The sequence below is a fragment of the Flavobacterium davisii genome, assembly GCF_042182265.1.
GTDB classification, from domain to species: domain Bacteria; phylum Bacteroidota; class Bacteroidia; order Flavobacteriales; family Flavobacteriaceae; genus Flavobacterium; species Flavobacterium davisii.
On sequence record NZ_CP097869.1, the window covers coordinates 2,895,332 to 2,920,822 of the forward strand.

Here is a 25,491-nt window from a genome sequence, read left to right on the forward strand (position 1 = left end):
ACCCTTTCTATATGATTAAATTCAAATTCCGAATTAAACTCGACGAAGTGAATTGGCAAAGTAAATCTTTTCTCTTTATTTTCTTCCAATTCAAGCACCTACTCCAATTTTAATCATCAAAATAGATTCCTGTTTTTTTCTAAAATTTTCCTTAAGCACTTGAATTTATTGAAATTTTTTGGTTCACAACGAAATCTAATCCTGAATCTGGGTTTAAAAAAAAACGTACCTCAACAATACAAAAACTCTTCATCTATGAATAAAAGGGAAAATAAAATACTCTATCTTTTTAACGTTGATGCAATTTTATTACATTGAAAATAAAAAAAGAATACTTTTTCAGATTTTAATCATAAATGATTATTCCTAAATCTAACATTTAAAAATTAGACTTCTTTTAATTTTATTATCTCATAAAATAATTTGAAATATATACACTTAAACTGTAACAATTCATAAAAACGACTAACTAATAAGTAGTATGAATACTGAATTAGAAAAATCATTTGTGAGTCAACTAAAAGATAACCAAAATTTGGTTCACAAAATTTGTAGGCTTTACACCCAAAATGAAGAAGAGCATAACGATTTATTTCAAGAAATTACAATTCAATTATGGAAAGCCTATCCTCAATTTAGAGGCGATTCTAAATTTTCAACTTGGGCTTATCGAGTAGCTCTCAACACAGCTATTACTTTATATAGAAAATCATCTAAGTCAATACATACTGTTGAATTTGAAACAGGTAGGCATTTTGTACTACAAGAAGATTATAATTATCAAGAAGAGGAAAATTTAAAATTACTATATAAGGCAGTATATCAACTTAATGATATAGAAAAGGCGCTTGTATTTATGTATCTAGAGGATAAAGATTATACTGAAATTTCTGAAACATTAGGTATTAGTGAAGTAAATGCAAGGGTAAAAATGAATCGTATTAAAACGAAATTAAAACAAATAATTAATCCGTAACGATAGAAGGAAAATGGAAGAATTGGATTTATTAAAGAAAAATTGGAATAATACAAATAATTTTCCAAAAATGACTGAAGAAAATATTTATGCTATGTTACATAAAAATTCTTCTTCTGCGGTCAAATGGATTTTTATCATTAGCGTAATTGAATTTTTATTAGGTATAATATTAAGTTTTTCTTTTTCTTTAAACAAAAATAGCAAAGAAGATCTTTTTTTAGAAAAAATACATCTACCTGAAATTTATTTAAATATCGTAACGGGGATATCTTATATAGTTATATTGTACTTCATCTACAATTTTTATATATCATACAAAAAAATAGAAGTGCTTAACTCTACTAAACAATTAATGAAAAACATCTTTATTGTTAGAAAAATCGTTAAGCAATACATTATTTTTAATCTAAGTCTTTTTGCCATAATACATTCTTACTTATTTGGGTATGGTGTATATATAGGGATTTCGGACCATTTTAATAAAAATTCAGCTACTACTCATCTAAATGAATATATCATCTTAATGATTTCTATTTTTATATCTCTTTTATTAACAGGTTTAATGATTGGGATATTTTTATTAATCTATAATTTTTTATATGGCAGATTACTACGTAAATTAAAGAAAAACTACCATGAACTAGAAAAAATAAGTTAAATTCAAATTCCGCATTAGATTTCGTGATGAAGATAAAAAAGCAAAGAAAAATACAAGATTTTTTTTTCTTGCTGATATGGGCTCGCAAAAACTCTAATTTAACGCGTTGTTTGTCACTTCGACAGGGTTAAATTAAGTGTTTTTTATTTCCAAAAAGCTTCAAATATTCTAAATTTTAACAAATTTAAAAACCCGTTTTTAACAAAAAAGTCAAAACGGGTTTTTATTTAAAAAAACGGAATGTTTTTTCGGTATAAGAAAAATCTAAATCTTTAAAATTTGGTCTTATACTAAATTGTTAGCTACTAAATATTCCGCTATTTGTACAGCATTAGTCGCTGCTCCTTTTCTTAAATTATCAGCTACAATCCACAAATTAAGTGTATTAGGTTGGCTCTCGTCTCGACGAATTCTCCCTACAAAAACATCATTTTTCCCCTCTGCGTATAACGGCATTGGAAAAGTAAAAGTATCTATATTATCTTGTACAGTAACGCCTGACATTGCATGTAAAATAGCGCGAACTTCTGAAACTTCAAAATCTTTCTTAAACTCTACGTTTACAGCCTCACTATGACCTCCTACTACAGGGACTCTTACAGCTGTAGCTGTAACAGCTATTGTTTTATCTTCTAATATTTTTTGGGTTTCACGAACTAACTTCATTTCTTCTTTTGTATAGCCGTTTTCCTCAAAAATATCACATTGTGGAATTAAATTACGATGAATAGGATATTTATAAGCCATTTCTTCTTTTATACCCGCATATTCATTTTCTAACTGTCTTACAGCTTTTACTCCTGTTCCTGTAATAGATTGATAGGTTGAAACGATAACACGCTTAATATCATATTTTTTGTGTAAAGGAGCTAATACCATTACCATTTGAATTGTTGAACAGTTAGGATTTGCGATAATCTTATCATCCTTAGTTAAAACTGTTGCATTAATTTCGGGTACTATAAGCTTTTTAGTAGGATCCATACGCCAAGCAGAAGAATTATCTATAACAGTTGTTCCTACAGCGGCAAATTGAGGTGCCCATTCTTTAGAGGTTTCTCCACCAGCAGAAAAAATAGCTATTTCTGGCTTCATAGCAACCGCTGTTTGCATTCCTACTACTTTATATAATTTCCCTTTAAATTCTATTTCTTTTCCAATTGATTTTTCAGAAGCCACAGGAATTAACTCTGTAATTGGAAAATTACGTTCTGCTAAAACTTGTAGCATCACTTCTCCTACCATACCGGTAGCACCTACAACAGCTATTTTCATTATCTTGTGTATGTTAATTTTGCGTAGCAAATGTACATAATAATTGTTCTCAAACTATTTTAAAGGACTATTTTATAAGAAATTCTTAACATTTAAAAAAACTATTTTATACTCTATAGACAAGAATATTTTTATTACAAATTTTATAATTGAACATCATAAGTATCTCGTTAAATTAGAACTAAAAGTACAAGTAGCCATACTATTAAACTCTTTTAATTTTATGTTTTTTACTAGATAAAAAACTATTCCCAACGTGTCTTTGATTGGTTTCCTTTTTCTAATATCTCGTTTATTTTATTCCTTTCCCAAGTACTATTAAAAATCTTGTTCATAAATACCATTTTTAATGTCTTAATAAAAATTAAGAATGCCCAACAAGAAATTACAAATTGATTCAACCATCGTAATGGGAAAAAATTAAAGGATATTCCAAAATATTTTTTTAACATATATAATGCTAAAGCTATTCCAAAAATAAATAAATGTGTATAATATTTTTTAATTTGTTTTAGCTCTTCCGCTGCTATTTCAATTTTAGTTTTTTCTATTATTTTATCGCTTTTCATACTAATCCCATTTTTTATTTTGCAAATCTTCTTTTCTTAAAATTTCTTTAATTTTACGTTCTTCCCAATTCCTACCATATCCAAAAACTTCTATAGCGTTAAAGAGTAGTCCCATACCCCAACCTACTGTAGGAAACCAAAACCAATTAAAATGGGACGTTTTAAGATTAATTAGTATTAAAAAAGGAATTATACAGCAATAGGAAATCAAATTACCATAAAAGGATTTCATTTTTTCTACTCTTTCTTTGGCTTTTGTAAATGCTAAATTTTCATTATAAATATCTTGTGTTTCCATGATAGCAACTTGTTTTGTTAAAATAGGGAGATATACCCTAAATAAAATATTATTTTGTTTAATCAATACTTTTCGGGAAGAAATTAATCCATAACGATTGATAATATTCTGTAGCCCTACTCCTTTTCGTTCTTGTAATACTTCCTTTTTCTGTAGATTATTTTCAACTACTAAATAATCATTTTCTATAAATATTTTAATATACAATGGCTTTTTATCACTTACTACATTATGCTTTATTGTATTTTCTAAAAGTAATTGTAATGAGAGAGGAACTACTTTAGCTTCTATATTATCAAAATTTAGAGGCAATTCAAAATGCAAACTATTTTCAAACCTCATTTTCAGTAAATTCATATAGGTTTTTGCAAAAGATAGTTCTTCTTCGACAGATATTAATTCTTTATCTTTTTGTTCTAAAACATAGCGATAAATTTTAGATAATAGAGTAGTAAATCGTTGTGCTTGCGCTGGATTTTCTTCAATTAGGGAACTTAAAACATTTAAACTATTAAATAAAAAATGAGGATCAATTTGGTTTTTTAACGTTTCAAATTTCGCAGAAGCCGTACCTGCAATTACCTTTTGCTCCTTAAGTTTATGTTCTTGATAATTTTTATAAAAATGAAGTAAATATAAGCCCAAGGTAACAATTAAAGTAATAACCATAGAAGTTACATAATTAGCGGCTTTTTCATTTTTTATAAATTCAATAAAAGTTGCGTCATCCATCATAACACTTTCAAAAATTCTTAAAAGAAAAATCATGAATAATGAAACACTAAATGAAGTTATACTTCCTAAAATAAGTCGTTTTGAAGAAAATCTGTTTTCTTTAAACAAATGATCAAAGAGTACAAAAACTAAGGCATTAGCATAGTATAAACTCATTCCGTAAAGAAAAGCGTAAAAAAGACTCCATTTTATATAAGTCCAAGTTATAATAGCACCATTAATATAATTAATAAATAATAATATTAATCCTATAAGAAAACTAATTAAAATAGCCGTAGGTATTGTCTTAATCCATTTGTTCATTGGTTTCTTTTTATTATATTATTATTTACAGGTAACTGCTATTTGTTTTGCTCTTTCAGCTCCCCATTTTGGATGTAAAGGAGATTCTGGTTTAAAATTAGCAAAAAGTTCTAATGAACGATTTATTTCTATACACAATGGTTTTGTATCAGCCCCTGTCCATTTAGCCCCTCCTAATTCAAAATTTGCTTTTCCAAAAACAGCTCGTGGGTTATTAGGATTAATCGCCAAAGCATTTTGATATTCTGTCATTATTAAAGGCGCATATTTCACAGAGTTATTCATAGGATCTTGTATTAAAGTTACAGTATAAATTAAGGCTTGTAAAACATTAATTTCATCGTTTTTAGAACTTTTAAGCTTAGCACCTTCTAACGCTATTTGTGCTTTATCAATTAGAGCTGCTACTTTTTCTTTATTCATCGGATTAAATGCCTCTGTACAATTAATTAATGCTAGATAATAATCCGGTAGCCATTCTTTTTTTTCGGCTAATGCTATTCTTTCAAAAATAGCAGAGGCTTCTATTATTTTTCCTTCTTTCCAAATAGTTAATGCTTTTCCCATGCCTTGCTCAAATTTTCCTTCTTGTCCAAAAATTGCTGAACTTATTACACATACTAAAAAGGTTAAAAAACGTATCATATCTTTTAAAGTTTAATTGTTTATATCTAATTTCATTTTTAATTTCTATTTCAAAAATACTTTATGACTTACTCTTAAAAAATGAATTGTAACTGAACTGTATTTTTTTTTGGATGAATTGTCATTTATTTTATAAACACAATACTATTTGTTATTGTATACTATAAATTTTCTAATTGATTACTTTTTTTATTCTTACTTAATGTCCAGAAAAAGCCTACAAAGAAAAAGCGATCAGCAGGTTGACGAATGGCTTCTCTTTGAAAAATACCGTTTGAATCGGGTTTTGAAGCATATTCATAACCAAAAACATTATCGCGCCCTAAAACATTGGAAATTGAAAAATAAAATATTTTTTGAGTTGTTAATAAGTAGGCCCAACTAAAGCTTAAATTATTATAAGCTTTTGTTTTAGCATTCATAAAATAAGGTTCATTCGGATTATTATAAGGCCTTCCTGTAGTAAAACTATTCGTTATACTTAATTGTGATTTCCATTTTTCAACCCAATACTTACCAATTAATGATACAGTATGACTAGCCACAAAACTAGGAGTTACCGCATACAAATAATTCTTAAAATCACGTTTACTATTAATATAGCTATAACTTATCCAATACTCTAGTTTTTTAAATGTGTTAGTATCTCTCCAAAAAATATCTATTCCCTTAGCATTTCCATAGCCATCATTAGTAAATACTGAATTGTATAAAGGTTGTATAGTATTGTATTTTATAAGATCTTGGTATTTTTTAAAATATAATTCGGCACGAAATGTTCTTTTATTAGCGATATGCCAATAATTTAAAATATAATGTTGTGTTTTTTCAAAATCTAACGAAGTATCGTACTTTAAATAATCTTGTTTAGGCGTTTGATGAAAATCACCATAAGCAAAGGAAAATTGCCCTTCATTTGAAATTTTATAAGCAAAAGAAGCTCTTGGTTCTAATACCGTTTTATTTAGCAAATCATTGTGCATAAAACGGGCTCCTAACTTCAAGGCAAATTTATCTGATAAATATAAATCTGATTCTGCAAATAATGCTTGTATTTGACTTTTATAACCTGATTCATACTGTATTCCGTTTTTAACACGGTATTTTTCATTGAAGTACGTGTAAAAATGATCTCCTCCAAAAGAAAAACTAAATATATTTGATATTTTTTTATCGACTTTAAATTTTAAATGAGTGGCTAATTCTTTTGTTATTACATCATCTTGATTTAATAACATTTCTACGTTATTTCTCCCCATACTTCCTCCTATAGTAAACGTCCATCCATTATTATTTTTTTTCTTGTAAGAAGAATTTAGATATAAATTGTTATTTTGATTTCCAATTCTTTTAGAAATTAATGTCCCTATTTCAATCTGATTTAAATCAAATGATGAATAGTCTAAAGCTGCATAAAGTTTAAAAATTCCATTATCTTCTTTTTTTCGAAAAATGCTTTCTCCTCCAAATGTTTGATAAGGCTTATTCCAATCTATTCTTTGAGTCACTAATCTTTGATAAGGATTCAAATTAACGTAAGAGGTATTAAAACTAAATGAAGTATTTTTCCATTTTTTAGTTTTACCTACTGATGCTCCTATTGACATTATTCCTATGTCTGTTTTTTCTATTTCTGCTTCATTAATCGTATTCATTAATAGGACACTTGATAAAGCGTCTCCAAATTCGGCAGAATATCCTCCTGTGGAAAACGTCATTCCATTAAACAATAAAGGTGAAAATCGACTTCTAGTAGGTAAGTTATTAGGTGTAACCCCATAAGGTTGGGCTACTTTAATTCCATCTATATATGTTTGTGTTTCCTCACTTTCTCCTCCTCTAACTAACAAACGACCGCTTTCGCCATTTATTTGTGCTCCAGGCATTGTTTGAAAAGCCGCTACTACATTTCCTAACGCACCTGCTGTAGTTAATATATCTAACGGTTTTAGCACTGATGATTTGCTATTATCTCCTGCCTTAATAGTACCAGCAGTAATTACAACAGAGTCTAAAGCATTTATTGATGTTTTTAAAGTATATGTCTTTATTTGAACTTTTTCTATTATTATTTGAATTTTTAATTCTTCAAATCCTAATTGGTTTATAATTAAATTCTGCAATCCTTTTTCATTGGTTTCAAAATAAAAAGTTCCATTATCTAAAGTAGTAGTACCATCATAACTCCCTTCTATGAAAACATTAGCACCTGAAATAGCTTGTTGTTTTTTATCAATTACTTTCCCTTCTATCTTTGTTTGAGAAAAAGAAAAAATGGTAAAAAAAATCATAAAATAAATTACTAAATTTCTCATCGTTTTACTTGTTTTACAATTCAAAATTGAAAAACTTTAAACTTTAAAAAAATAAATGAATACTGAATTGTATTTTTTTATGACTGAACTGTTTTTAACCCAAATTCCGCATTAGGCTTCGTTGTAAAACAAAATTTTTTAATAAATTCAAGATATATTGTAAATAAATTAAAACCATACAATCCAACTATTCTAATCAACTTGATTTTTATAAATTATAATATGGTTTGAAAATGTATATTTGTAAATCCCTTACAGAATCATGGTCATTTTCCATTTCTTATAAGGATTAAAAACAAATATTTTAAAAGATAAATATTTTAAAATTATATTTTTTACTATGTCATTTACCCTCTTTTATAAAAAATTATTTTTAGGAAAGCATCATAAAAAAGATAAACCGAAACATGATCCTATTAAGAAACGTATACTGAATATTCTTTCTATATGGGATAATGATCATCAGGATGATAGTGGTATTGAAAAAATCGTTCGTTTATTATTATCTTCTTCTCAGCTTCTTTTTCCTGGAATTTATATAAAACAGCTTGTTCATAAAATAAATTTTGAATATGAAGATATTAGCATAGATTTTTATGTATTAGCCAAAGTTACTTTTCCTCTTATTATATTAATAAATGGATGGCAAAATAATATATTTATAATCAGCGTAATGATTTATCTTTTGTTGGAAACTTTTTTTTATATACCAACTTTAATATTTGCATCTGATTTATTTTCAAGACCTCGCTCTTATAAGCGATCTATGCTCTTATTATTTTTAAACTATGCTGAAGTTGTTATTGGATTTGGAGCATTATATGCTATAGGTAACCAAATGAATAAACCTTTCAAACATTGGTTCGAGCCTATTTATTTCAGTCTTATAACATCTAATTCTATCGGATATGGTGATTTTCATCCCATTTCTTTATTAGGAAAAATATTAGTTAGTATACAGTCAATGTTTTTCTTATCTTTTGTTGTCCTATTTCTAAATTTCTTTTCTACTAAAGTTAAAGTTAAAGGTTATTTTGATCACGAAGGAGAACCCTAATTGTGGGATTTTTTGTTATTATGTATAGGTTTTACTAAATTTGACTATTTACTGTTTTCTTCTATTAAACTTATTTTTTAATCAAAAAATATTCCTATCAAAACAAAAAACAACTTAATCTCCCAACTCTATTGCCTTTAAATTAGCTTTTTGAATAGCCTTACTAACAATAGTCTTTAAATTATTTTCATCAAAAATTAGGATTGCTTGTTCCGTTGTTCCTCCTTTTGAAGCTACTTTTTTTATTAATTCATCATTAGATAATCCAAAAGATGCTTGTAAATTAACGGCTCCTAAAAAAGTTTGATGTACCAATAATTCAGCTTCTGCAGTAGAAAATCCCAACTCTTTTGCAGCTTGTATCATAGCGTTCATAAAATAAAATACATAAGCTGGCCCGCTACCTGATACTGCTGTTGCAGGGTTTAACATTTGTTCATTTTCTACATAAATAGATTTTCCTGTTGTGTTAATTAAATTTTGAATAATAAATAATTCTTTCCTATCAACCGCATCTGATGCAGAAAAAACAGTCATTCCCTGCCCTATCTGCGTTCCTAAATTAGGCATAGAACGTATAATTTTATCTATTTGTAATAACTGCGTTATTTTTTGAATAGAAATACCAGCCATTACAGACAAAACAATTGTTTCTTTATTTAATTTTCCTCTTAAAACACTTGCAACTTTTTCAAATTCTTGAGGTTTTACAGCTAATATAAGAATATCTATCTCTTGATTGGAAGGAAATTTATTTACAAAAAAACGATCTAAAGGAATAGAGAAACAATCTTGAATTTTAGGTAATGTACGTGTATAAACCAATATATCTTCTTTTCGTATAAAATGTGATTTAATAAAACTACTGGCAAAAGTCTTTCCTAAATTACCATATCCTACTATTGCTATTTTCATTTTTTTATTTTTAAAAACTAGGGAAATTATACGTACTAAATACGATAAGAATATTTATTTTAAAAAATATCCAAACGTCCTTTTCCTTCACGAATCACTTCTGGTTCTGAACCGGATAAATCTATTACAGTAGAAGCATGATTATCTCCATAACCTCCATCAATAACTAAATCAACAATATTTTGCCATTTTTCAAAAATTAATTCGGGATCTGTTGTATATTCTATAATTTCATCCTCATCATGGATTGATGTAGAAACAATAGGATTACCTAATTGTTTTACAATTTCAATGGCTATTGTATTATCTGGTACACGAATACCAACTGTTGTTTTTTTCTTAAACTCTTTTGGTAAACTATTATTTCCTGGTAAAATAAAAGTATAAGGACCTGGCAATGCTCTTTTTAGTATTTTAAAAGTAGAAGTATCTATTTGTTTAATATAATCTGATATATGACTTAAATCACTACAAATAAATGAAAAGTTAGCTTTTTCTAGTTTAACTCCTTTTATCTTAGCAATTCGTTCCAGCGCTTTTGTATTCGTAATATCACACCCTAACCCATACACTGTATCTGTTGGATAAATAATAAGCCCTCCTTCTTTTAAAACCTTAACAACTTTCATTATTTCTTTTTCACTAGGGTTTTGGGGATAAATCTTTAGAAATTGAGCCATATTGTCTTAATTAATAATTAGTTAAATAAATATTCTTATACAAAGTAAAAATTACAATTTTTTAGTTAAAAAAAAACTAAATTTATTTAAAATTCAAATTCTTATTTTTTCATAAAAAAGAAAATATCCAAAAAAGTTGTTATAATTTATTAATAAAGACATGTAACATTAAAAATTATTTTTTACTTTAAGTGCGTATTGACTCCACTTTTTTCTATTGGATATTTTCTTTTATTATTATTCTTCTTTTTGTCCCATCATCATTAAATAGGCTTTCAAAAAAGAATCCAAATTACCGTTCATTACACCCTCTACATCACTTGTTTCGTACTGTGTTCGAACATCTTTTATTAATTTATAAGGGTGCATAACATAATTTCTTATTTGCGACCCCCATTCTATTTTCATCTTATTTGCCTCTATATCAGCCCTTTGCTCAAGACGTTTCTTTAACTCAATTTCATATAACTGAGAACGTAGCATTTGCATGGCTCTTTCACGATTATCGTGTTGCGAACGAGTTTCAGAACATTGTATTTGAATTCCAGTAGGCTTATGTAATAATTGCACCTTTGTTTCTACCTTATTTACATTTTGACCTCCAGCTCCGCTTGATCGTGCTGTAGTAATTTCAATTTCAGCAGGACTAATTTCAATTTCAATAGTATCATCTACTAAAGGGTATACATAAACAGATGCAAATGAAGTATGTCTTTTAGCATTACTATCAAATGGCGAAATACGAACCAAACGATGAACACCGTTTTCTCCCTTCAGATATCCAAAAGCAAAATCTCCTTCAAATTCTAAAGTAACAGTCTTAATACCTGCCACATCGCCTTCTTGAAAGTTTAATTCTTTAACCTTATATCCATTTTTTTCTCCCCACATCAGGTACATACGCATGAGCATACTGGCCCAATCACAACTTTCTGTTCCTCCTGCTCCTGCTGTAATTTGTAATACGGCACTCATTACATCACCTTCATCAGAGAGCATATTACGAAACTCGATATTCTCAATATGTTCAATAGACTGAAAATAGAGATCATCTAATTCTTCCTCTGAAAACGCCCCTTCTTTATAAAAATCAAATGCTATTTGAAGTTCATCAACTAATACAACTGCTTTATTATAATCTTCGACCCATTTCTTTTTAGAACGTAAATTTCTTACAATAATTTCAGCTTCTTTTGCATTATTCCAAAAATCTGGAGCAAATGTTTTTTCTTCCTCATTTGTAATTTCAATCATTTTGGCATCTATGTCAAAGATACCTCCTCAACGCACCTAGGCGTTCTACAATACCTTTAATTTGATCGGCATTTGTCATAATAAATTTCTATTTTTGGAGTTTTTAAAAAAAATTAAAATACTATTTTTGTATTTTCTTGGAACATTATCTGTAAAAATACAGAGTCATTTCCTAAGCAAAAGTACCAATCCTTTTATAATTATGGAAATAAATTTGGTAAGTGATACCGTTACAAAGCCTACACAAGAAATGTTACATGCTATGTACAATGCAAAAGTCGGCGATGATGTATATAAACAAGACCCAACAGTTAATGCTCTAGAAAATAAAGTAGCCCATTTATTTGGAATGGAAGCAGCTCTTTTTTTTCCATCTGGTACAATGGCTAATCAAACAGCCTTAAAACTAAACACACAACCAGGAGATGAAATTATTTGCGATCGTTGGTCGCATATTTATCTATACGAAGCAGGAGGTACTGCCTTTAATAGTGGTTGTTCTTTAAGCTTAATTGAAGGACAAAGAGGTATGATAAACGCTAATCAAGTACAAAAAGTTATTAATGATCCTGAATTTTATCATGCTCCAAAAACCAGTCTTGTCAGCATTGAAAACACAACAAATAAAGGAGGAGGTGCTTGTTATGATATTCAAACTTTAAAAGAAATAAAACAAGTCTGCATTCAAAATAATCTCAAATATCACTTAGATGGTGCTCGTATTTGGAATGCTTTAGTTGCTAAAGAACAATCTCCAAGACAATTTGGAGAGCTTTTTGATACAATATCTGTATGCCTTTCAAAAGGATTAGGTGCTCCAGTAGGATCTTTGCTTATTTCAGATGAAAAAACAATTAAACGGGCACTTCGTATTCGTAAAATATTCGGAGGAGGTATGCGCCAATCAGGTTACTTAGCAGCCGCTGGCATTTATGCTCTAGACAATCACGTAGAACGATTAAAAATAGACCATAAAAGAGCGCAAGAACTCGCTTTTATGCTAAGACAATTACCTTGGATAGCTTCTGTAGAACCAGTAGAAACCAATATTGTCATTTTTTCTATTCATCCCTATTTGGATGAAAAAATGATTCTGGAAAAATTAAAAAGTAGAGCTATACATATAAGTTCAATGGGACAAGGAAAATTACGTATGGTAACTCATTTGGATTATCGTCAGGTAATGCACGAATATGTAATGGATATACTTCCAAAAGTTACCATGTAAACCCTTTACTCAAAAAAAATTCGTTAAATTACAACCTTATAAAATATTTATTTTTCAAAACACTGTTATACTAATTCTATCTCATTCTAAAAAATACACTTTGCTATAAAATGCAACAGTTCCCTTTTCTATTGATACCCTCATGTATTAATATTCTCAATTTTTTCTATTTTAAATAACTCTATTTTTTTTATTTTTTTTCTTACAGATATAGTACTTTTAACACCTAAAAATAAATTTTAAAAACTATTATGACAAATAAAATACCTGTAACCATAATAACAGGTTTTCTTGGATCAGGAAAAACTACAATTATTCGTAACTTATTAGAAAACAACAACGGAAAGCGATTAGCTGTCATTGTAAATGAATTTGGAGAAATGGGAATTGATGGTGAATTGCTAAAATCATGCTGTAGTTTTGAAGAAGATATTTTAGAGCTAAACAATGGCTGTGTTTGTTGCACTGTACAAGATGAATTCTTACCAATTATGCTTGAATTAATGGAACGAAAAGAGTCTATAGACCATATTATAATTGAAACTTCGGGTCTTGCGCTACCAAAACCATTATTACACGCATTTAATTGGCCTGAATTAAAACCTCAAATTACTGTAGACGCTGTAGTTACTATAGTTGATGCTGTAGGACAAGCAACAGGCGAAATTTGTGATCGTGCTAGAGTTGAAGCACAACGCCTAGCAGATGATTCACTAGATCATGAAACGCCTATTGAAGAATTATTTGAAGATCAATTATCCTGTGCAGATTTAATTGTGATGACTAAAAAGGACTTACTTAATCAAGACCAATTTGAAGAAACACAAGCTATTATTGCTAATAAAATTAGACCTCATGTAAAAATAGTTAGCGCTAATAAAGGATCACTAAGTTCTGATATTCTACTTGGCATAGGAGCTCAAGCCGAAAATGATTTAGAAAGTCGTCATTCACACCATGAAGAAGATCACGCTAATGGACATGAACATGACCACGATGATCATATTGACTCAGTTGTAGTAGATATAACGGCTCCTCATACACAAGAAACTTTAATAGCAACGCTAAAGCAAATTATTGAAGAACATGAAATATACAGAATAAAAGGTTTTATTAATATTCCTGAAAAACCAATGCGCATGGTTTTACAAGGTGTATCTAAACGTTTTGATAGCTATTTTGATCGTAAATGGAAAGAAAATGAAACCCGAAAAACAAGTTTAGTTCTCATCGGAGATGAATTAAAACATAAAAATTTACAAGAAATTATCAACGAAAGATTAAATTAAAAATATATTCAAAATAAAGAGGACTTAAAAATAAATAAAATTATCGTTTGTATTCCTTCTGTTACTTCTCATAAATCAACAAGAAAAAACTTAAGAAAAAAACAATATTCTTTCTTTTTAGTCCCCTTTTATTTTTTAATTATAAATCATATAAATGCATTTAATACCTACCATTCCTGGAGGCTGGAATCCTAATGAGGACGGCGTTTTTTACATAGAACAATCTAAAGGTGATATTGTTTTTTTATCTGCTGCGGATACTGAAATAAATTCTTTAAACAATGCTTATAAAGAACTGATTAAGAGTTTAAATAAAACAAAAACACCTACTCTAAGAATGAGTAACCTTACTTATCTAAAACAAGAATTAACCATAGATAAATATGTTGAAGAAGTAATTGGCCAATCAAAACTTGTTATATGCAGATTACTTGGTGGTATTAGTTATTATCCTTATTTAGTAGAATCTATCCAAACAGAATGTAAAAAAAAGAACATACCAGTACTTTTTTTATCAGGCTATGATACGCCAGATCTTGAATTAATAAATCTATCCAATGTTAATCTCTCTATTTCCGATTTAGTTTGGAAATATTTTTGTGCTGGAGGAAAAGATAATTTAATAGAACTATTACGTTTTCTTCTACATCATTTTTTTCAAGGAAAAGAATTAACTTATAAAAGCCCTCAACGCACACCGGATTTATTTTTATATAATTTAGAAACGGGCATCTTAACCAAAGAACAAGCCTTTAGTACCGCATTTAATACCATCATTTTAGTATATAAATCACATTATTTATCCGATAATTTAGAACCTGTACAGGCTATTTACAAAGAGTTAAAGAAAAAGAACCTTTTTCCTATCATAGCCTTTATCAATAATCTCCGAGATAAAAACACTTGCGATGAATTATATGAATTACTAACTCAAGCTCAAAATCATCCTTTAAGTTCGATCATTAACACCACTAGCTTCTCAATAAAAGCACTAACAGAAAACGATCATGATTTCATCTTTCAAAAACTAAATATTCCCGTCATTCAAGCTATTTTTGCGTCTTGTACTAAAACTATATGGGAAGATAATTTGTTTGGATTAACACCTACTGATGTGGCAATAAATGTAGCCTTACCTGAATTAGATGGACGAATTATAACTACAGCCGTTTCTTTTAAAGTAGCTTTAGGTAAAGATGCAACAACTGATTCCGATATCTTAAAATACGAAACACACTCTGAAGGAGTAGATTTTGTTGTAGATTTTGCAATCCGTTGGCATGAATTACAATCTAAGATAAATTCAGAAAAACGCATTGCTTTAATCATGCCCAATTATCCAAACAAAGATAGTCGTTTGGCTAATGGAGTTGGACTCGATACTCCTGAAAGTATTATAAGCATTATCCGAGCTCTTAAAGAAAACGGATATGATTTGGGCAATTTTATTCCCAATTCCAGTGCGGAATTAATTCAACTAATAACACATTATATAACGAATGATATAGACACTACACAAATTCGTCCTTTTCAAGTTTCATTATCAATAAAAGACTTTTATACACACTATAACGTCCTTTCACCTAAACTAAAAGTACAACTTGAAAAACAATGGGGAAAACCAGAAAATTCTCCCTTTTGTAAAGATGAAAAATTTGTTATTGCAGGTTTTCTATTAGGTAATATCTTTATAAGCATTCAACCTGCAAGAGGCTATAATCAAGATGAAAAAGCTATTTATCATTCACCTGATTTACCTCCAAGTTATCATTATTTAGCCTATTATTTTTGGGTAAACCATATTTTTAAAGCAAATGCTATTATACATGTTGGCAAACATGGAAATTTAGAATGGTTACCAGGTAAAAGTGTTGCTCTAAGTAAAGAAAGCTGTTATCCCAGATTACTACTAGAAGCCATTCCGCATTTTTATCCCTTCATCGTAAATGATCCAGGAGAAGGAACCCAAGCCAAACGGCGTAATCAAGCAATCATTTTAGATCATCTTATTCCTCCTATGACTCGTGCAGAAAATTATGGTGTTTTAACAAAATTAGAACACCTAATAGATGAATACTACGAGGCCTTTACATTGGATAATAAACGAGCTACTTCTTTAAAAAAACAAATCAAAACATTAGTTCAAGAAACACATTTAGATACCGATTTAAAAACTTCTGTAAACGATATAGACGTATTATTAGTAAAATTAGATAGTTATTTATGTGATTTAAAAGAAGCTCAAATTAGAGATGGTTTACATATTTTTGGAAAAGTTCCTGAAAACAATCAATTATTAGATTTACTCATTGCCTTACACCGTTTACCTTCAGGAAAAACAAAAGGAATAACACAAGCTTTAGCAATTGATTTAAAATTAGATTTTGATCCCTTACAATGTAATTATGCTGATCCTTTCCAAAAAGAAATCCAACAAGTTTATTGTCGGACTATTGGAGATGTCGTTGAACAACTAGAATATATATCGCGAACTTGTTTATCTTCTTTTTTGTTAAATAAAAACAAAACAGGTTATTTTTATTTTGATGAGGTTCTACAATTTATAATGGATACTACTTATCCTAAAATACAACAAACTACTAATGAAATTACTAATTTAATAAATGGATTAAACGGAAAATATATTCCTTCAGGAAGTTCAGGAGCTCCTACAAGAGGACGTTTAGATGTATTACCAACCGGCAGAAACTTTTATTCCGTAGATGTACGTACTATTCCTTCTCCAACAGCTTATACATTAGGAATTAAAAGTGCTAATTTAATTATTGAACGTTATTTACAAGAAAACGGTGAATATCCTGAAACTATTGGATTATCTGTTTGGGGAACATCGACTATGCGAACAGGAGGAGATGACATTGCACAAGCTTTTTCTTTAATGGGGGTTAAACCTATTTGGGAAGGAGCAAATCGAAGAGTTATTGATTTTGAAATCATTTCACCTCTAAACCTCAAACGACCAAGAATAGATGTCATGCTACGCATTTCAGGTTTTTTTAGAGATGCTTTTCCTGATGTTATTTCTTTATTCAATAGAATTGTTGAACGATTGGCTGAATTAGACGAAGATCCCGAGATAAATCCAATTAGAAAACGTTTTCTAAAAGAAAAATCAGAATGGATAAACAAAGGTATTACAGATGAAAAAGCTCATAAAAGGGCTTTATTTCGTGTTTTTGGATCTAAACCTGGCGCATACGGAGCAGGATTACAAGCTGTTATTGATGAAAAAAATTGGCAAACCAAAGAAGATTTAGCAAAAGTATATATGCAATGGAGTGGTTATGCTTATGGTAGTAACAGAATAGGAGAATCTGCACATGAAGTCTTTGAACAACGTTTATCAGACCTTCAAATTGTAATGCACAATCAGGATAATAGAGAACATGACCTCTTAGACTCTGATGATTATTATCAATTTCAAGGCGGTTTGAGTAATGCTGTACAAGTAATTAGCGGCAAACAACCCAAAATCTATTTTGGTGATCATTCGCGCCCTGATAATCCAAAAGTAAAAACACTTAAAGAAGAATTACTAAAAGTATATCGCTCACGCGTAGTAAATCCAAAATGGATTGAAGGTATAAAACGACATGGTTATAAAGGTGCTTTTGAAATGGCAGCCACTATGGACTATCTATTTGCCTATGATGCAACTACCGATATGATTGATGATTTCATGTACGAAGGAATTACACAGGAATATTTATTTAATCCCGAAAACAAAAAATTCATTGAACAAGTAAATCCATGGGCTTTAAAAGATATGACAGAACGTATGTTGGAAGCTATCCAACGCGGTATGTGGAAAGATCCTCAACCAGAAACAATCGAAAAATTACAACAACTTTTTATAGATGTGGAATAAAGACTGTTTTTTTATAAGATGTATTTTGACTAAATTTGAAGATGTTTGCGCGTTTTTCACAGACTGACGTTGTATGACTCTTTAAGACAACATAACAACTATGACAAAAACAAAAATACTAATTGCAGGAATTGGAGGAGTAGGCGGCTACTTTGGTGGACTTTTGGCAAATCATTTTTATAATAATGAAAATATTGAAATCAACTTTTTTGCTCGAGGACAACACTTAAAAGAGATTCAAGACAAGGGTTTGAAAGTAATAAAAGGAAATAATGTATTGATTGCCAAACCAACCTTAGCTACAGACAATCCAACCGAAATTGGCATTTCAGACTTTATCATTGTAGCCACAAAAAGCTACGACCTTGAATTAGCTATGCAGCAATTAAAGCCTTGCATAAATCAAGACACCATCATTTTACCATTGCTTAATGGTGTAGATAGTAAAGAACGAATTAAAACCATTTTTCCCAACAACCTTGTTTTAGATGGTTGTGCTTATATAGTTTCCCGTTTAAAACAAGTTGGCGTAATTGAAAATAGCGGTAACATTCAAACACTTTATTTCGGGCTTGACAACCTTATTAATGACCGATTACTGTTGCTCGAAAATTTATTAAAAGAAGCAAACATAGAAGCATTTCTATCAAAAAATATTTCAACAATTATTTGGGAAAAATTTATATTTATTTCACCGACAGCAACGGTTACTTCTTATTTTGATAAGTCTATAGGGGAACTTATTATTGACAATGAAAAACTTAAAACGACTACGACACTAATAAAAGAAGTAATACAAATAGCAAAAGCAAAACAGATTTTTATTTCGGACAACATCACAGAAAAAACTGTAAACAAATTAAAAGCATTACCTTTTGAAACAACATCATCAATGCACACTGACTTTAAAAACAACAAGCCTAAAAACGAATTAAAATCATTAACTGAATATGTTATTAACGAAGGACAAAAATATAATTTAGAAACACCCGTTTATAAACAGATACATACAGAACTCAAAAAGAAAAGTAATATATAATCTAGTAAATCAGTTGAGTTGTATTTTAAACTCTTTTCATTCCTTAAAGTCTTTATGAGATCCCTCCTTGCGTCGGGATGAAGAGCGTCGAATCATTTTTTATAGTGAATAATACTATTTAAATTTTGAATTTACTGGGATATTACTTACCTTTAGGCATGCCAAAGAAAATCCAAATAGCAATAAAAGAAGATGTTGATTTTTTAGATAAATTACTAGTAAAGACATCTGGATCTTTGAAAAAAGACAGAATAAAGACTTTGATTCTAATTAAGAAAGGAAAATATGTTTTTTATAGTTCCATTGCTAAAAAATTAGGGAGAACCGAGAAGACTGTACGAGGTTGGGCACAGGAGTATCTGAAAAGCGGTATTTCTGAAATGTTAAGTGTTAGAAGTGGAGGAAATAATACAAAGAAAATATCTGAGAAAATGGCCAATGCTATTGAGCAGAAATTGAATGATCCAAAAACAACAATAACATCGTATGTTGAATTGTTGAAGATTCTCGAAAAAGAGCTTAACGAATCGGTTAATTATGGTGCTTTATATGCTCATTGCAAACGCAAGCATCAATCAAAATTGAAAGTTGCAAGAAAATCCCACTATAAAAAGGATGAAAACGCAGAGGCGTTTTTTAAAAAACCTTGAAAACAAATTTGAAGAGTGTAGAATTATTCTTAATAAAAATAACTTTGAATCTGTAAACCTCTATTTTCAGGATGAAAGTCGTTTCGGTTTGATTACAAAACAGAAAAGAGTTATTACCGCAAAAGGAATAAAAGCCATCGGTACTTATAAACATAGCTATCTTTATAATTGGCTCTGGGGAAGTTTTTCCCCCATAACAGGTGAGAGTTTTTGTATGACAACACAAAGTGTTTGCAAAGAATTATTTGTAAAATATCTGGAAGATTTCAGCAATCACAAGCCAACAGAGTTAAAGATTATGATAATTGATAATGCCGCATTTCATTCCACAAAGGATGTGATAATTCCTGACAATATATTTCTTTTGCCAATTCCACCATATTGCCCAGAACTTAACCCTGCTGAGAAAATGTGGCAATGGATGAAAGATAAAATTGCAATGAAAATTTATGATACTTTAGACGACTTAAACCAAAAAATGGAAGAATTGATTAAAATATCTGATGATAAAACAATTAAATCAATAACAGGCTATCCGTTTTACATGAATGCTTTTTACAGTGTTTTCAAAGTTTAAACGGTATAAATCCCTTTTCTGTTTGTCACTCCGACGCAAGGAGGAGTCACATAATCTAATTCATTTTTTGAGCGTGCTGTGTTGTTTACTTTATGTGATCCCTCCTTGCGTCGGGATGACAAGAGCGCCGAATCATTTTTATAGTGAATAAATGGCTCACATATTTTTTTTGGGATTAGTTTGATTTAACGCAGATTCCGCATTAGACTTCATGCGCGAGATGAATAGGCAAAAAAGGAACAAAAAAATTCTTGTAGATAAGGAGCAAAAGCCGTAATCCAGTCATAGTTTATCACTTTGACCTCAAGGGAGAAATTACATTTATTTAGCGTAAGTTCGACTTAAGAAAACTTTTAACTTGCTAATAAACAGTTCTTTCATATTTCTTTGAGGAACTTTTTGTGACTTTATGTAATAGCTATACAACGAAAAACACAAAGAAAGCACTAACGGAAGCGCAAAGATCTCATGTAATACACTAAGAACCAATGCTTTTCATATCGAACTCACGTTAATTTATATTTTAAAAGTACCATTTTACATACTACTTTTTTTTAAATCTCCTTATATAAGGATTTTTATTATTTTACTTCGGGTTGTTTCTTTCTTTTATACAAAAATAATTGCCATTTTTCTTCGGCTACTCCTGCTTTGTCCATTTCAGCACGACCTAAAATGAAAAATAAATCGGAAAGTCTGTTAATATACGCTGGAATATAATCATCTACTTCATCTTCTTTCATTAAACTTACTAATAAACGTTCTCCACGACGTATTTGTGTACGTACTACATGACATAGAGCTGAAATTTCATTCCCTCCTGGAAGCAAAAAATAATCTGATTTAGTTGTCATGGCTGATTCTAACTCATCAATCCAATTTTCACAAAAAAAAGGACCATCCTCTGGTTTTGGATTAGGATTTATTTTTTTACAGTCTGATGGCCGTGCTAAATGGGACATCATATCCATCATATCTTTCTGAATTTTGTGTAGGTTCGACTGCCATTCATGTGTAACTCCTAACTTGGCACGTAATAAACCTATAGTAGAATTTACCTCATCTAATGTTCCATAACAATCTACACGAACATCATCTTTATATACACGACTTCCACCAAATAAGCCGGTTTTACCTGTATCTCCTTTCTTAGTATATATTTTCATATCTTAAATTTATTTCTGAATAGTTTATTCTTTCTTGTTTTTCAATAATTTATCTTTTGCTTTTATTTTTATTTTAATAAACTATAGATTCATAATTTACTTTCATTTGATTTGCCAATTTTTTAGCTAAAGCTAATTTTACAAAACCTTTTTCGGTATCAATAACTGTAGTGTGTTTATTTATTTTTAGATATGTCTTAAAATAAGAAACGGCTTCTTCAAATGGGTTTTGAGTTTTTCCTTCATTTACTTTACCATCAGTCATGATATATAAAAGTGTTTCTTTTTCTAAGTTTTTTGATTTTAAAAGTTGTTTTACTAAATAGAATCCTGCCCTCAAGTTTGTTTTTCCTCCTGAACGTAATTGTTCTATTTGCGCAATAAAATAGTCTATATTTTGTGTAAATTTTAAAATAATTGTAGCTGTTCCATTTTGTAGTGCCACAGCAGAAAGCCATATTTTTTTATTTTTAAATTTTAAGAGTGTTTCTGAAATCATTCCTTTAATAAACGAAATTTGTTGATCTTTAATCATTGAACTACTAGAATCTATCAAAAATACTAAATGAATTTTGGCTTTTGAAATTGTTTTTTTATAGTGGATTTTAATTTTTTTAGTGATTAGATACTCTTTTACTGTATTTAGTATATTAATAGTTGTTGAAGTTTTACCAAAAATTTGGGTTTTATTTTTTTGAATAATTGGACGCTCAAAAACGAATCTTTTTGTGGATTGAGTTTCTGGGGTATTAATTTTTAAAAACTGATTTGTGGCTGTAGCTTGTAGCAAATAATCTTTTAATTCTGTACTTCTATTTTCTGCTCCATTATCTTTATTTTCTGCTCCATTATCTTTATTTTCTGCTTCATTCTCTTTATTCTCTTCTTTGTTTCCTTTTGCTTGATTATTTTCGGGAAAATATTTTGCTCTATGATTCAAAACTAAAGGTGCTATTTTTTCTAAGTGTACGGTGGTTACTTCTTTGTAATTTTGAAAAGCGGCATAAGCTCGACTCGCTTTCATTAATAAAATATCTGCTCGCAACCCTTCCACTTGATGAGCAATACATATTTCGGCTATATTCTCTCTTATTTCATTAGAAAGATAAATATTTGAAAGTTCTCTTCTGGCACTTGTTATTTGATCAGCTAATTTTTTTTCTTGATCTTCAAATTGGATACAAAATAGATTTGAATCTAAATCAAAATTCAAACGGCGGTTTACAATTTCTATTCTAGTTTGTTTATCAGTTGGTGTTTTTATAGTTACGGCTAATCCAAAACGATCTAATAATTGCGGTCGTAAATCACCTTCTTCAGGATTCATAGTTCCTACTAAACAAAATCTACTATCCAACCATTTAGAAATGGAATCACGTTCTAAAAAATAACCTCCACTAGAGGAAGCGTCTAATAAAATATCTATTAAATAATCATTCAATAAATTTACTTCGTCAATATATAAAATACCTTGATGTGCTTTAGATAATAAGCCTTTTTGTACTTCTATCTTTTTATCGTTGATCAAAGTTTCTAATTGAATAGAACCCAAAACACGATCTTCTGTAGCACCTATGGGCAAATTAATAAATGGGAAATGGGTTGTTATATTTTTCATTAGATTTTGTAAGGCTCGAACAGTAGTTGTTTTACCTGTTCCTTTATCACCTTGAACTAAAACGCCCCCTAATGATGGATCAATCATACATAAGAGCAAAGCCAATTTAAAATCATCTTGTCCGTAGATAGCTGTAAAAGGAAAACTTTTTTGTTCCATCATATTTAACTATTTATAGCATTATAAATCCAAAGAAGTCCGATAAATATAGAAAAAATCCCGACAATAGCATTCATTATTTTAAAGGCTATTTGATTTCGTTCAATAAAGCGAGAAACTGAAAAAGTTAAAACACAACTGTAAGTAGTCATGGCAATAATAATTCCTATGCTTTGCAAAATAATAATTCCTATGGCTGTATAAGAGTCTTTAGATGCCATAACTAATGCAATAGAACAAGCACCTCCAGTACCTGCTAATCCGTGTAACATTCCTACCCAAAAGGTACGACTCAATAGATTCATAGAAATTTCTTCGCCTTGTTTACCGTGTATGTGCAAAACGTTTGTAGTATGTTCATGATCTGGAATAGCTCTATGATCTGCCATTATTTTTTTAAGCTGATGATTCCGACGAATTGCTGATATTCCTAACCAAATCATTACAGGTCCTACTAATATTTCGGCATAAGTAGAAAGATTAAGTGGCAATGTAGATTTTAACAACAATGCAAAAGCACTAAAAATTAATAGAGATACTGAATGTCCCATAGCCCATTGAGAAGAACGCCATAAAAGTTTGCCTAAGCTAATTTTGTTACTTTTTCGTTCTGATGCTAATACTGAAACCGCCACCATGTGATCGGGTTCAAAAGAATGTTGTATCCCTAATAGAAGTGAATCTGTAAATAAATAGCCTATCATTTTGTATTCTTTTTTATAAATTTATATTTTATTAATAACTGATTAATTCAAACGGTTCGAATATTCTCGAAGAAATAGTTTTGTATACTGGAATTTGTTCATCACATTAATTTTGCTTTTTGACTTACTTTTTACATCTAATTGTTATATTTTTTTTATAAGGTTTATTTTTAGTTTTTGTTGTAATATTTTTTTTTATCCTTTTATGATAGTATTCTTTTTTCTTTGTTACTTACTGTGTTTGATTAAACCCAAATTACGTTTTGGAAACTTATTCCATATAAAATGACTTGAATCAAAAAAATAGTTTTTTGTCTTCCCTATAGTACAACTCTTATTTTGGTCTATTTTCATTTTCTTTTTTATACTCATCACAAACTATATCGCGTAATCTGGTTTAAAATATCTGCTAACTAATTACCTCATCATTTGCGTTAATCAAAAAAACCTTTAATTCTATATTTGGAATATGTTTTTTACAAACGTCATAACAATGTTGTTGTAATGATTGAAAAAAGGGTTCTTCCATTGTAAAATCAAAAATTTCAGTAAGTCTTCTTGCCATATTTAGATTTAAAATAGGGGTACATTTTTTGTCTGTATAACCACATTTTCTAGCCATTTGATAAATAAATTCTTTATCCCAAGTCGATTTTCCACTGTGAGTATCTAATTCACCTTGCGCCAATTTAGCTGCTTTACCTATCATGATTCCTATATTTACTTTTTTTAACGAAACTGAATTAATTTTTGTCAAAGTATCACCAATCCAATTCCCGTATTGTATGAAAGCGATGTCGGGTAAATAAGAAAATTGCTGTTTTAATAAGTTTTCGGATCGCCCTCCTGAATTAATGACAATTTCAGTACAACCATTTGCTATAGCCACATCTATTCCTTGCGTAATACTGGCAATATAGGCGGAAGAACTAAATGCTTTAACAATTCCTGTTGTTCCTAAAATTGAAATTCCGTTTAAAATTCCGATTCGGGAATTGAGCGTTTTTTGGGCTATTTCTTCCCCATTTTCTACAAAAATTTCAACATTTATTCCTTTATCGCATTGTAATTTATGTTTTATAAAATTGAGCGTATCTGTAATCATTTTTCTTGGAACAGGATTAATTGCGGGTTCTCCTACTGCAATGGCTAATCCTGGTAAAGTAACTATTCCTACTCCTTTTCCTTGTAAAAAACGAATTTCTTTTGTTTCATTTAATGAAATAGTACAACCAATAGTGGCTCCGTGTGTAACATCAGGATCATCTCCTGCATCCTTAATGGTTGTACAGGTTACGGATTCTGAATCTAAAAAACAAGAGGTTATAACAAAGGTTGCTTTTTGCCCTAAAGGTAAGGTAATGGTTACTTCTTTAATTTCTCTTTGTTCTAAAAGACTTATAAGAGCGGCTTTAGCACAGGCTGTAGCACAGGCTCCTGTGGTATAACCATTGCGTAAAGGTCCTTCAGGTACTGGAAGTAGAGCCAT

At 29.6% G+C, this 25,491-nt stretch carries 21 protein-coding genes; 9 read left to right on the forward strand and 12 right to left on the reverse strand.

Annotated features, from left to right (window positions below; all coding sequences use genetic code 11):
- The first annotated feature begins 481 nt into the window (after nt 1-481).
- Together NAB20_RS12395 and NAB20_RS12400 are read left to right on the forward strand one after the other, a co-directional pair.
- Entirely contained in the window at nt 482-976 is a 495-nt protein-coding gene (locus NAB20_RS12395) for an RNA polymerase sigma factor (protein WP_088392633.1), read from the forward strand.
- A gap of 13 nt (nt 977-989) precedes the next feature.
- Nucleotides 990-1,637, forward strand: a complete 648-nt coding sequence (locus NAB20_RS12400; RefSeq protein ID WP_375605207.1) for a hypothetical protein — start codon at nt 990-992, stop codon at nt 1,635-1,637.
- Nucleotides 1,638-1,922: 285 nt separating this feature from the next.
- Here NAB20_RS12400 and NAB20_RS12405 read toward each other — a convergent pair whose 3' ends face one another.
- The 5 genes from NAB20_RS12405 to NAB20_RS12425 form a co-directional block, all read right to left on the reverse strand.
- The gene (locus tag NAB20_RS12405) at nt 1,923-2,912 is read right to left on the reverse strand and encodes an aspartate-semialdehyde dehydrogenase (protein ID WP_375605208.1); all 990 of its coding nucleotides are present in this window, start codon (nt 2,910-2,912) and stop codon (nt 1,923-1,925) included.
- A 245-nt stretch (nt 2,913-3,157) separates the two neighbouring features.
- Nucleotides 3,158-3,481: a 2TM domain-containing protein gene (locus NAB20_RS12410; protein WP_375605209.1), complete on the reverse strand. Its 324-nt coding sequence runs from the start codon at nt 3,479-3,481 to the stop codon at nt 3,158-3,160.
- A gap of 1 nt (nt 3,482) precedes the next feature.
- On the reverse strand, nt 3,483-4,817 hold the full coding sequence (locus tag NAB20_RS12415) for a 2TM domain-containing protein (protein WP_088394515.1): 1,335 nt from the start codon (nt 4,815-4,817) through the stop codon (nt 3,483-3,485).
- A gap of 21 nt (nt 4,818-4,838) precedes the next feature.
- Nucleotides 4,839-5,462, reverse strand: a complete 624-nt coding sequence (locus NAB20_RS12420; protein ID WP_088394517.1) for a hypothetical protein — start codon at nt 5,460-5,462, stop codon at nt 4,839-4,841.
- A 161-nt stretch (nt 5,463-5,623) separates the two neighbouring features.
- The gene (locus NAB20_RS12425) at nt 5,624-7,777 is read right to left on the reverse strand and encodes a carboxypeptidase-like regulatory domain-containing protein (RefSeq protein ID WP_127822982.1); all 2,154 of its coding nucleotides are present in this window, start codon (nt 7,775-7,777) and stop codon (nt 5,624-5,626) included.
- A 340-nt stretch (nt 7,778-8,117) separates the two neighbouring features.
- On the opposite strand from NAB20_RS12425, the gene NAB20_RS12430 reads away from it, so the two are divergent.
- Complete coding sequence (locus NAB20_RS12430; protein WP_105196690.1) at nt 8,118-8,834, forward strand: potassium channel family protein; 717 nt, start codon at nt 8,118-8,120, stop codon at nt 8,832-8,834.
- Between the two features lie 114 nt (nt 8,835-8,948).
- Here NAB20_RS12430 and proC read toward each other — a convergent pair whose 3' ends face one another.
- From proC to prfB, 3 genes are all read right to left on the reverse strand, one after another.
- Nucleotides 8,949-9,749 carry a pyrroline-5-carboxylate reductase gene (gene proC / locus NAB20_RS12435; RefSeq protein ID WP_105196691.1) on the reverse strand — a complete coding sequence of 267 codons (801 nt, stop codon included), beginning with the start codon at nt 9,747-9,749 and terminating at the stop codon, nt 8,949-8,951.
- 59 nt (nt 9,750-9,808) lie between these two features.
- On the reverse strand, nt 9,809-10,429 hold the full coding sequence (locus NAB20_RS12440) for an L-threonylcarbamoyladenylate synthase (RefSeq protein WP_375605210.1): 621 nt from the start codon (nt 10,427-10,429) through the stop codon (nt 9,809-9,811).
- Nucleotides 10,430-10,666: 237 nt separating this feature from the next.
- Nucleotides 10,667-11,762 (reverse strand): peptide chain release factor 2 gene (gene prfB / locus NAB20_RS12445; RefSeq protein WP_375605211.1). Its coding sequence is split into 2 segments (ribosomal slippage): nt 10,667-11,698 and nt 11,700-11,762, totalling 1,095 coding nucleotides; the frame shifts between segments, so codons are not numbered across the junction.
- Between the two features lie 123 nt (nt 11,763-11,885).
- On the opposite strand from prfB, the gene NAB20_RS12450 reads away from it, so the two are divergent.
- The 6 genes from NAB20_RS12450 (at nt 11,886) to NAB20_RS12475 (ending at nt 20,355) form a co-directional block, all read left to right on the forward strand.
- Entirely contained in the window at nt 11,886-12,911 is a 1,026-nt protein-coding gene (locus tag NAB20_RS12450) for a low specificity L-threonine aldolase (RefSeq protein ID WP_105196717.1), read from the forward strand.
- Nucleotides 12,912-13,162: 251 nt separating this feature from the next.
- Nucleotides 13,163-14,200: a cobalamin biosynthesis protein CobW gene (cobW, locus tag NAB20_RS12455; protein WP_105196694.1), complete on the forward strand. Its 1,038-nt coding sequence runs from the start codon at nt 13,163-13,165 to the stop codon at nt 14,198-14,200.
- A 154-nt stretch (nt 14,201-14,354) separates the two neighbouring features.
- Nucleotides 14,355-18,089 carry a cobaltochelatase subunit CobN gene (gene cobN / locus NAB20_RS12460; RefSeq protein WP_375605212.1) on the forward strand — a complete coding sequence of 1,245 codons (3,735 nt, stop codon included), beginning with the start codon at nt 14,355-14,357 and terminating at the stop codon, nt 18,087-18,089.
- Nucleotides 18,090-18,189: 100 nt separating this feature from the next.
- Complete coding sequence (locus NAB20_RS12465) at nt 18,190-19,128, forward strand: ketopantoate reductase family protein (RefSeq protein ID WP_105196696.1); 939 nt, start codon at nt 18,190-18,192, stop codon at nt 19,126-19,128.
- A gap of 125 nt (nt 19,129-19,253) precedes the next feature.
- Nucleotides 19,254-19,778: a transposase gene (locus tag NAB20_RS12470; protein WP_375605126.1), complete on the forward strand. Its 525-nt coding sequence runs from the start codon at nt 19,254-19,256 to the stop codon at nt 19,776-19,778.
- Nucleotides 19,744-20,355 (forward strand): IS630 family transposase, encoded by a 612-nt coding sequence (locus tag NAB20_RS12475; RefSeq protein ID WP_105196716.1) that lies wholly within the window; start codon nt 19,744-19,746, stop codon nt 20,353-20,355. The genes NAB20_RS12470 and NAB20_RS12475 overlap by 35 nt, the downstream gene beginning before the upstream one ends.
- Nucleotides 20,356-20,936: 581 nt before the next feature.
- Here the strand turns inward: NAB20_RS12475 and NAB20_RS12480 are convergent.
- The 4 genes from NAB20_RS12480 to NAB20_RS12495 all read right to left on the reverse strand — a co-directional run bounded on the left by NAB20_RS12480 (nt 20,937) and on the right by NAB20_RS12495 (nt 25,491).
- A complete protein-coding gene (locus NAB20_RS12480) occupies nt 20,937-21,521 on the reverse strand; it encodes a cob(I)yrinic acid a,c-diamide adenosyltransferase (protein ID WP_088390833.1) in 585 nt (194 codons plus the stop codon).
- A 73-nt stretch (nt 21,522-21,594) separates the two neighbouring features.
- Nucleotides 21,595-23,301 carry an AAA family ATPase gene (locus NAB20_RS12485; RefSeq protein ID WP_375605213.1) on the reverse strand — a complete coding sequence of 569 codons (1,707 nt, stop codon included), beginning with the start codon at nt 23,299-23,301 and terminating at the stop codon, nt 21,595-21,597.
- A gap of 2 nt (nt 23,302-23,303) precedes the next feature.
- Complete coding sequence (locus NAB20_RS12490; protein WP_088390837.1) at nt 23,304-24,002, reverse strand: hypothetical protein; 699 nt, start codon at nt 24,000-24,002, stop codon at nt 23,304-23,306.
- A 409-nt stretch (nt 24,003-24,411) separates the two neighbouring features.
- Complete coding sequence (locus NAB20_RS12495) at nt 24,412-25,491, reverse strand: cobalt-precorrin-5B (C(1))-methyltransferase (RefSeq protein WP_105196698.1); 1,080 nt, start codon at nt 25,489-25,491, stop codon at nt 24,412-24,414.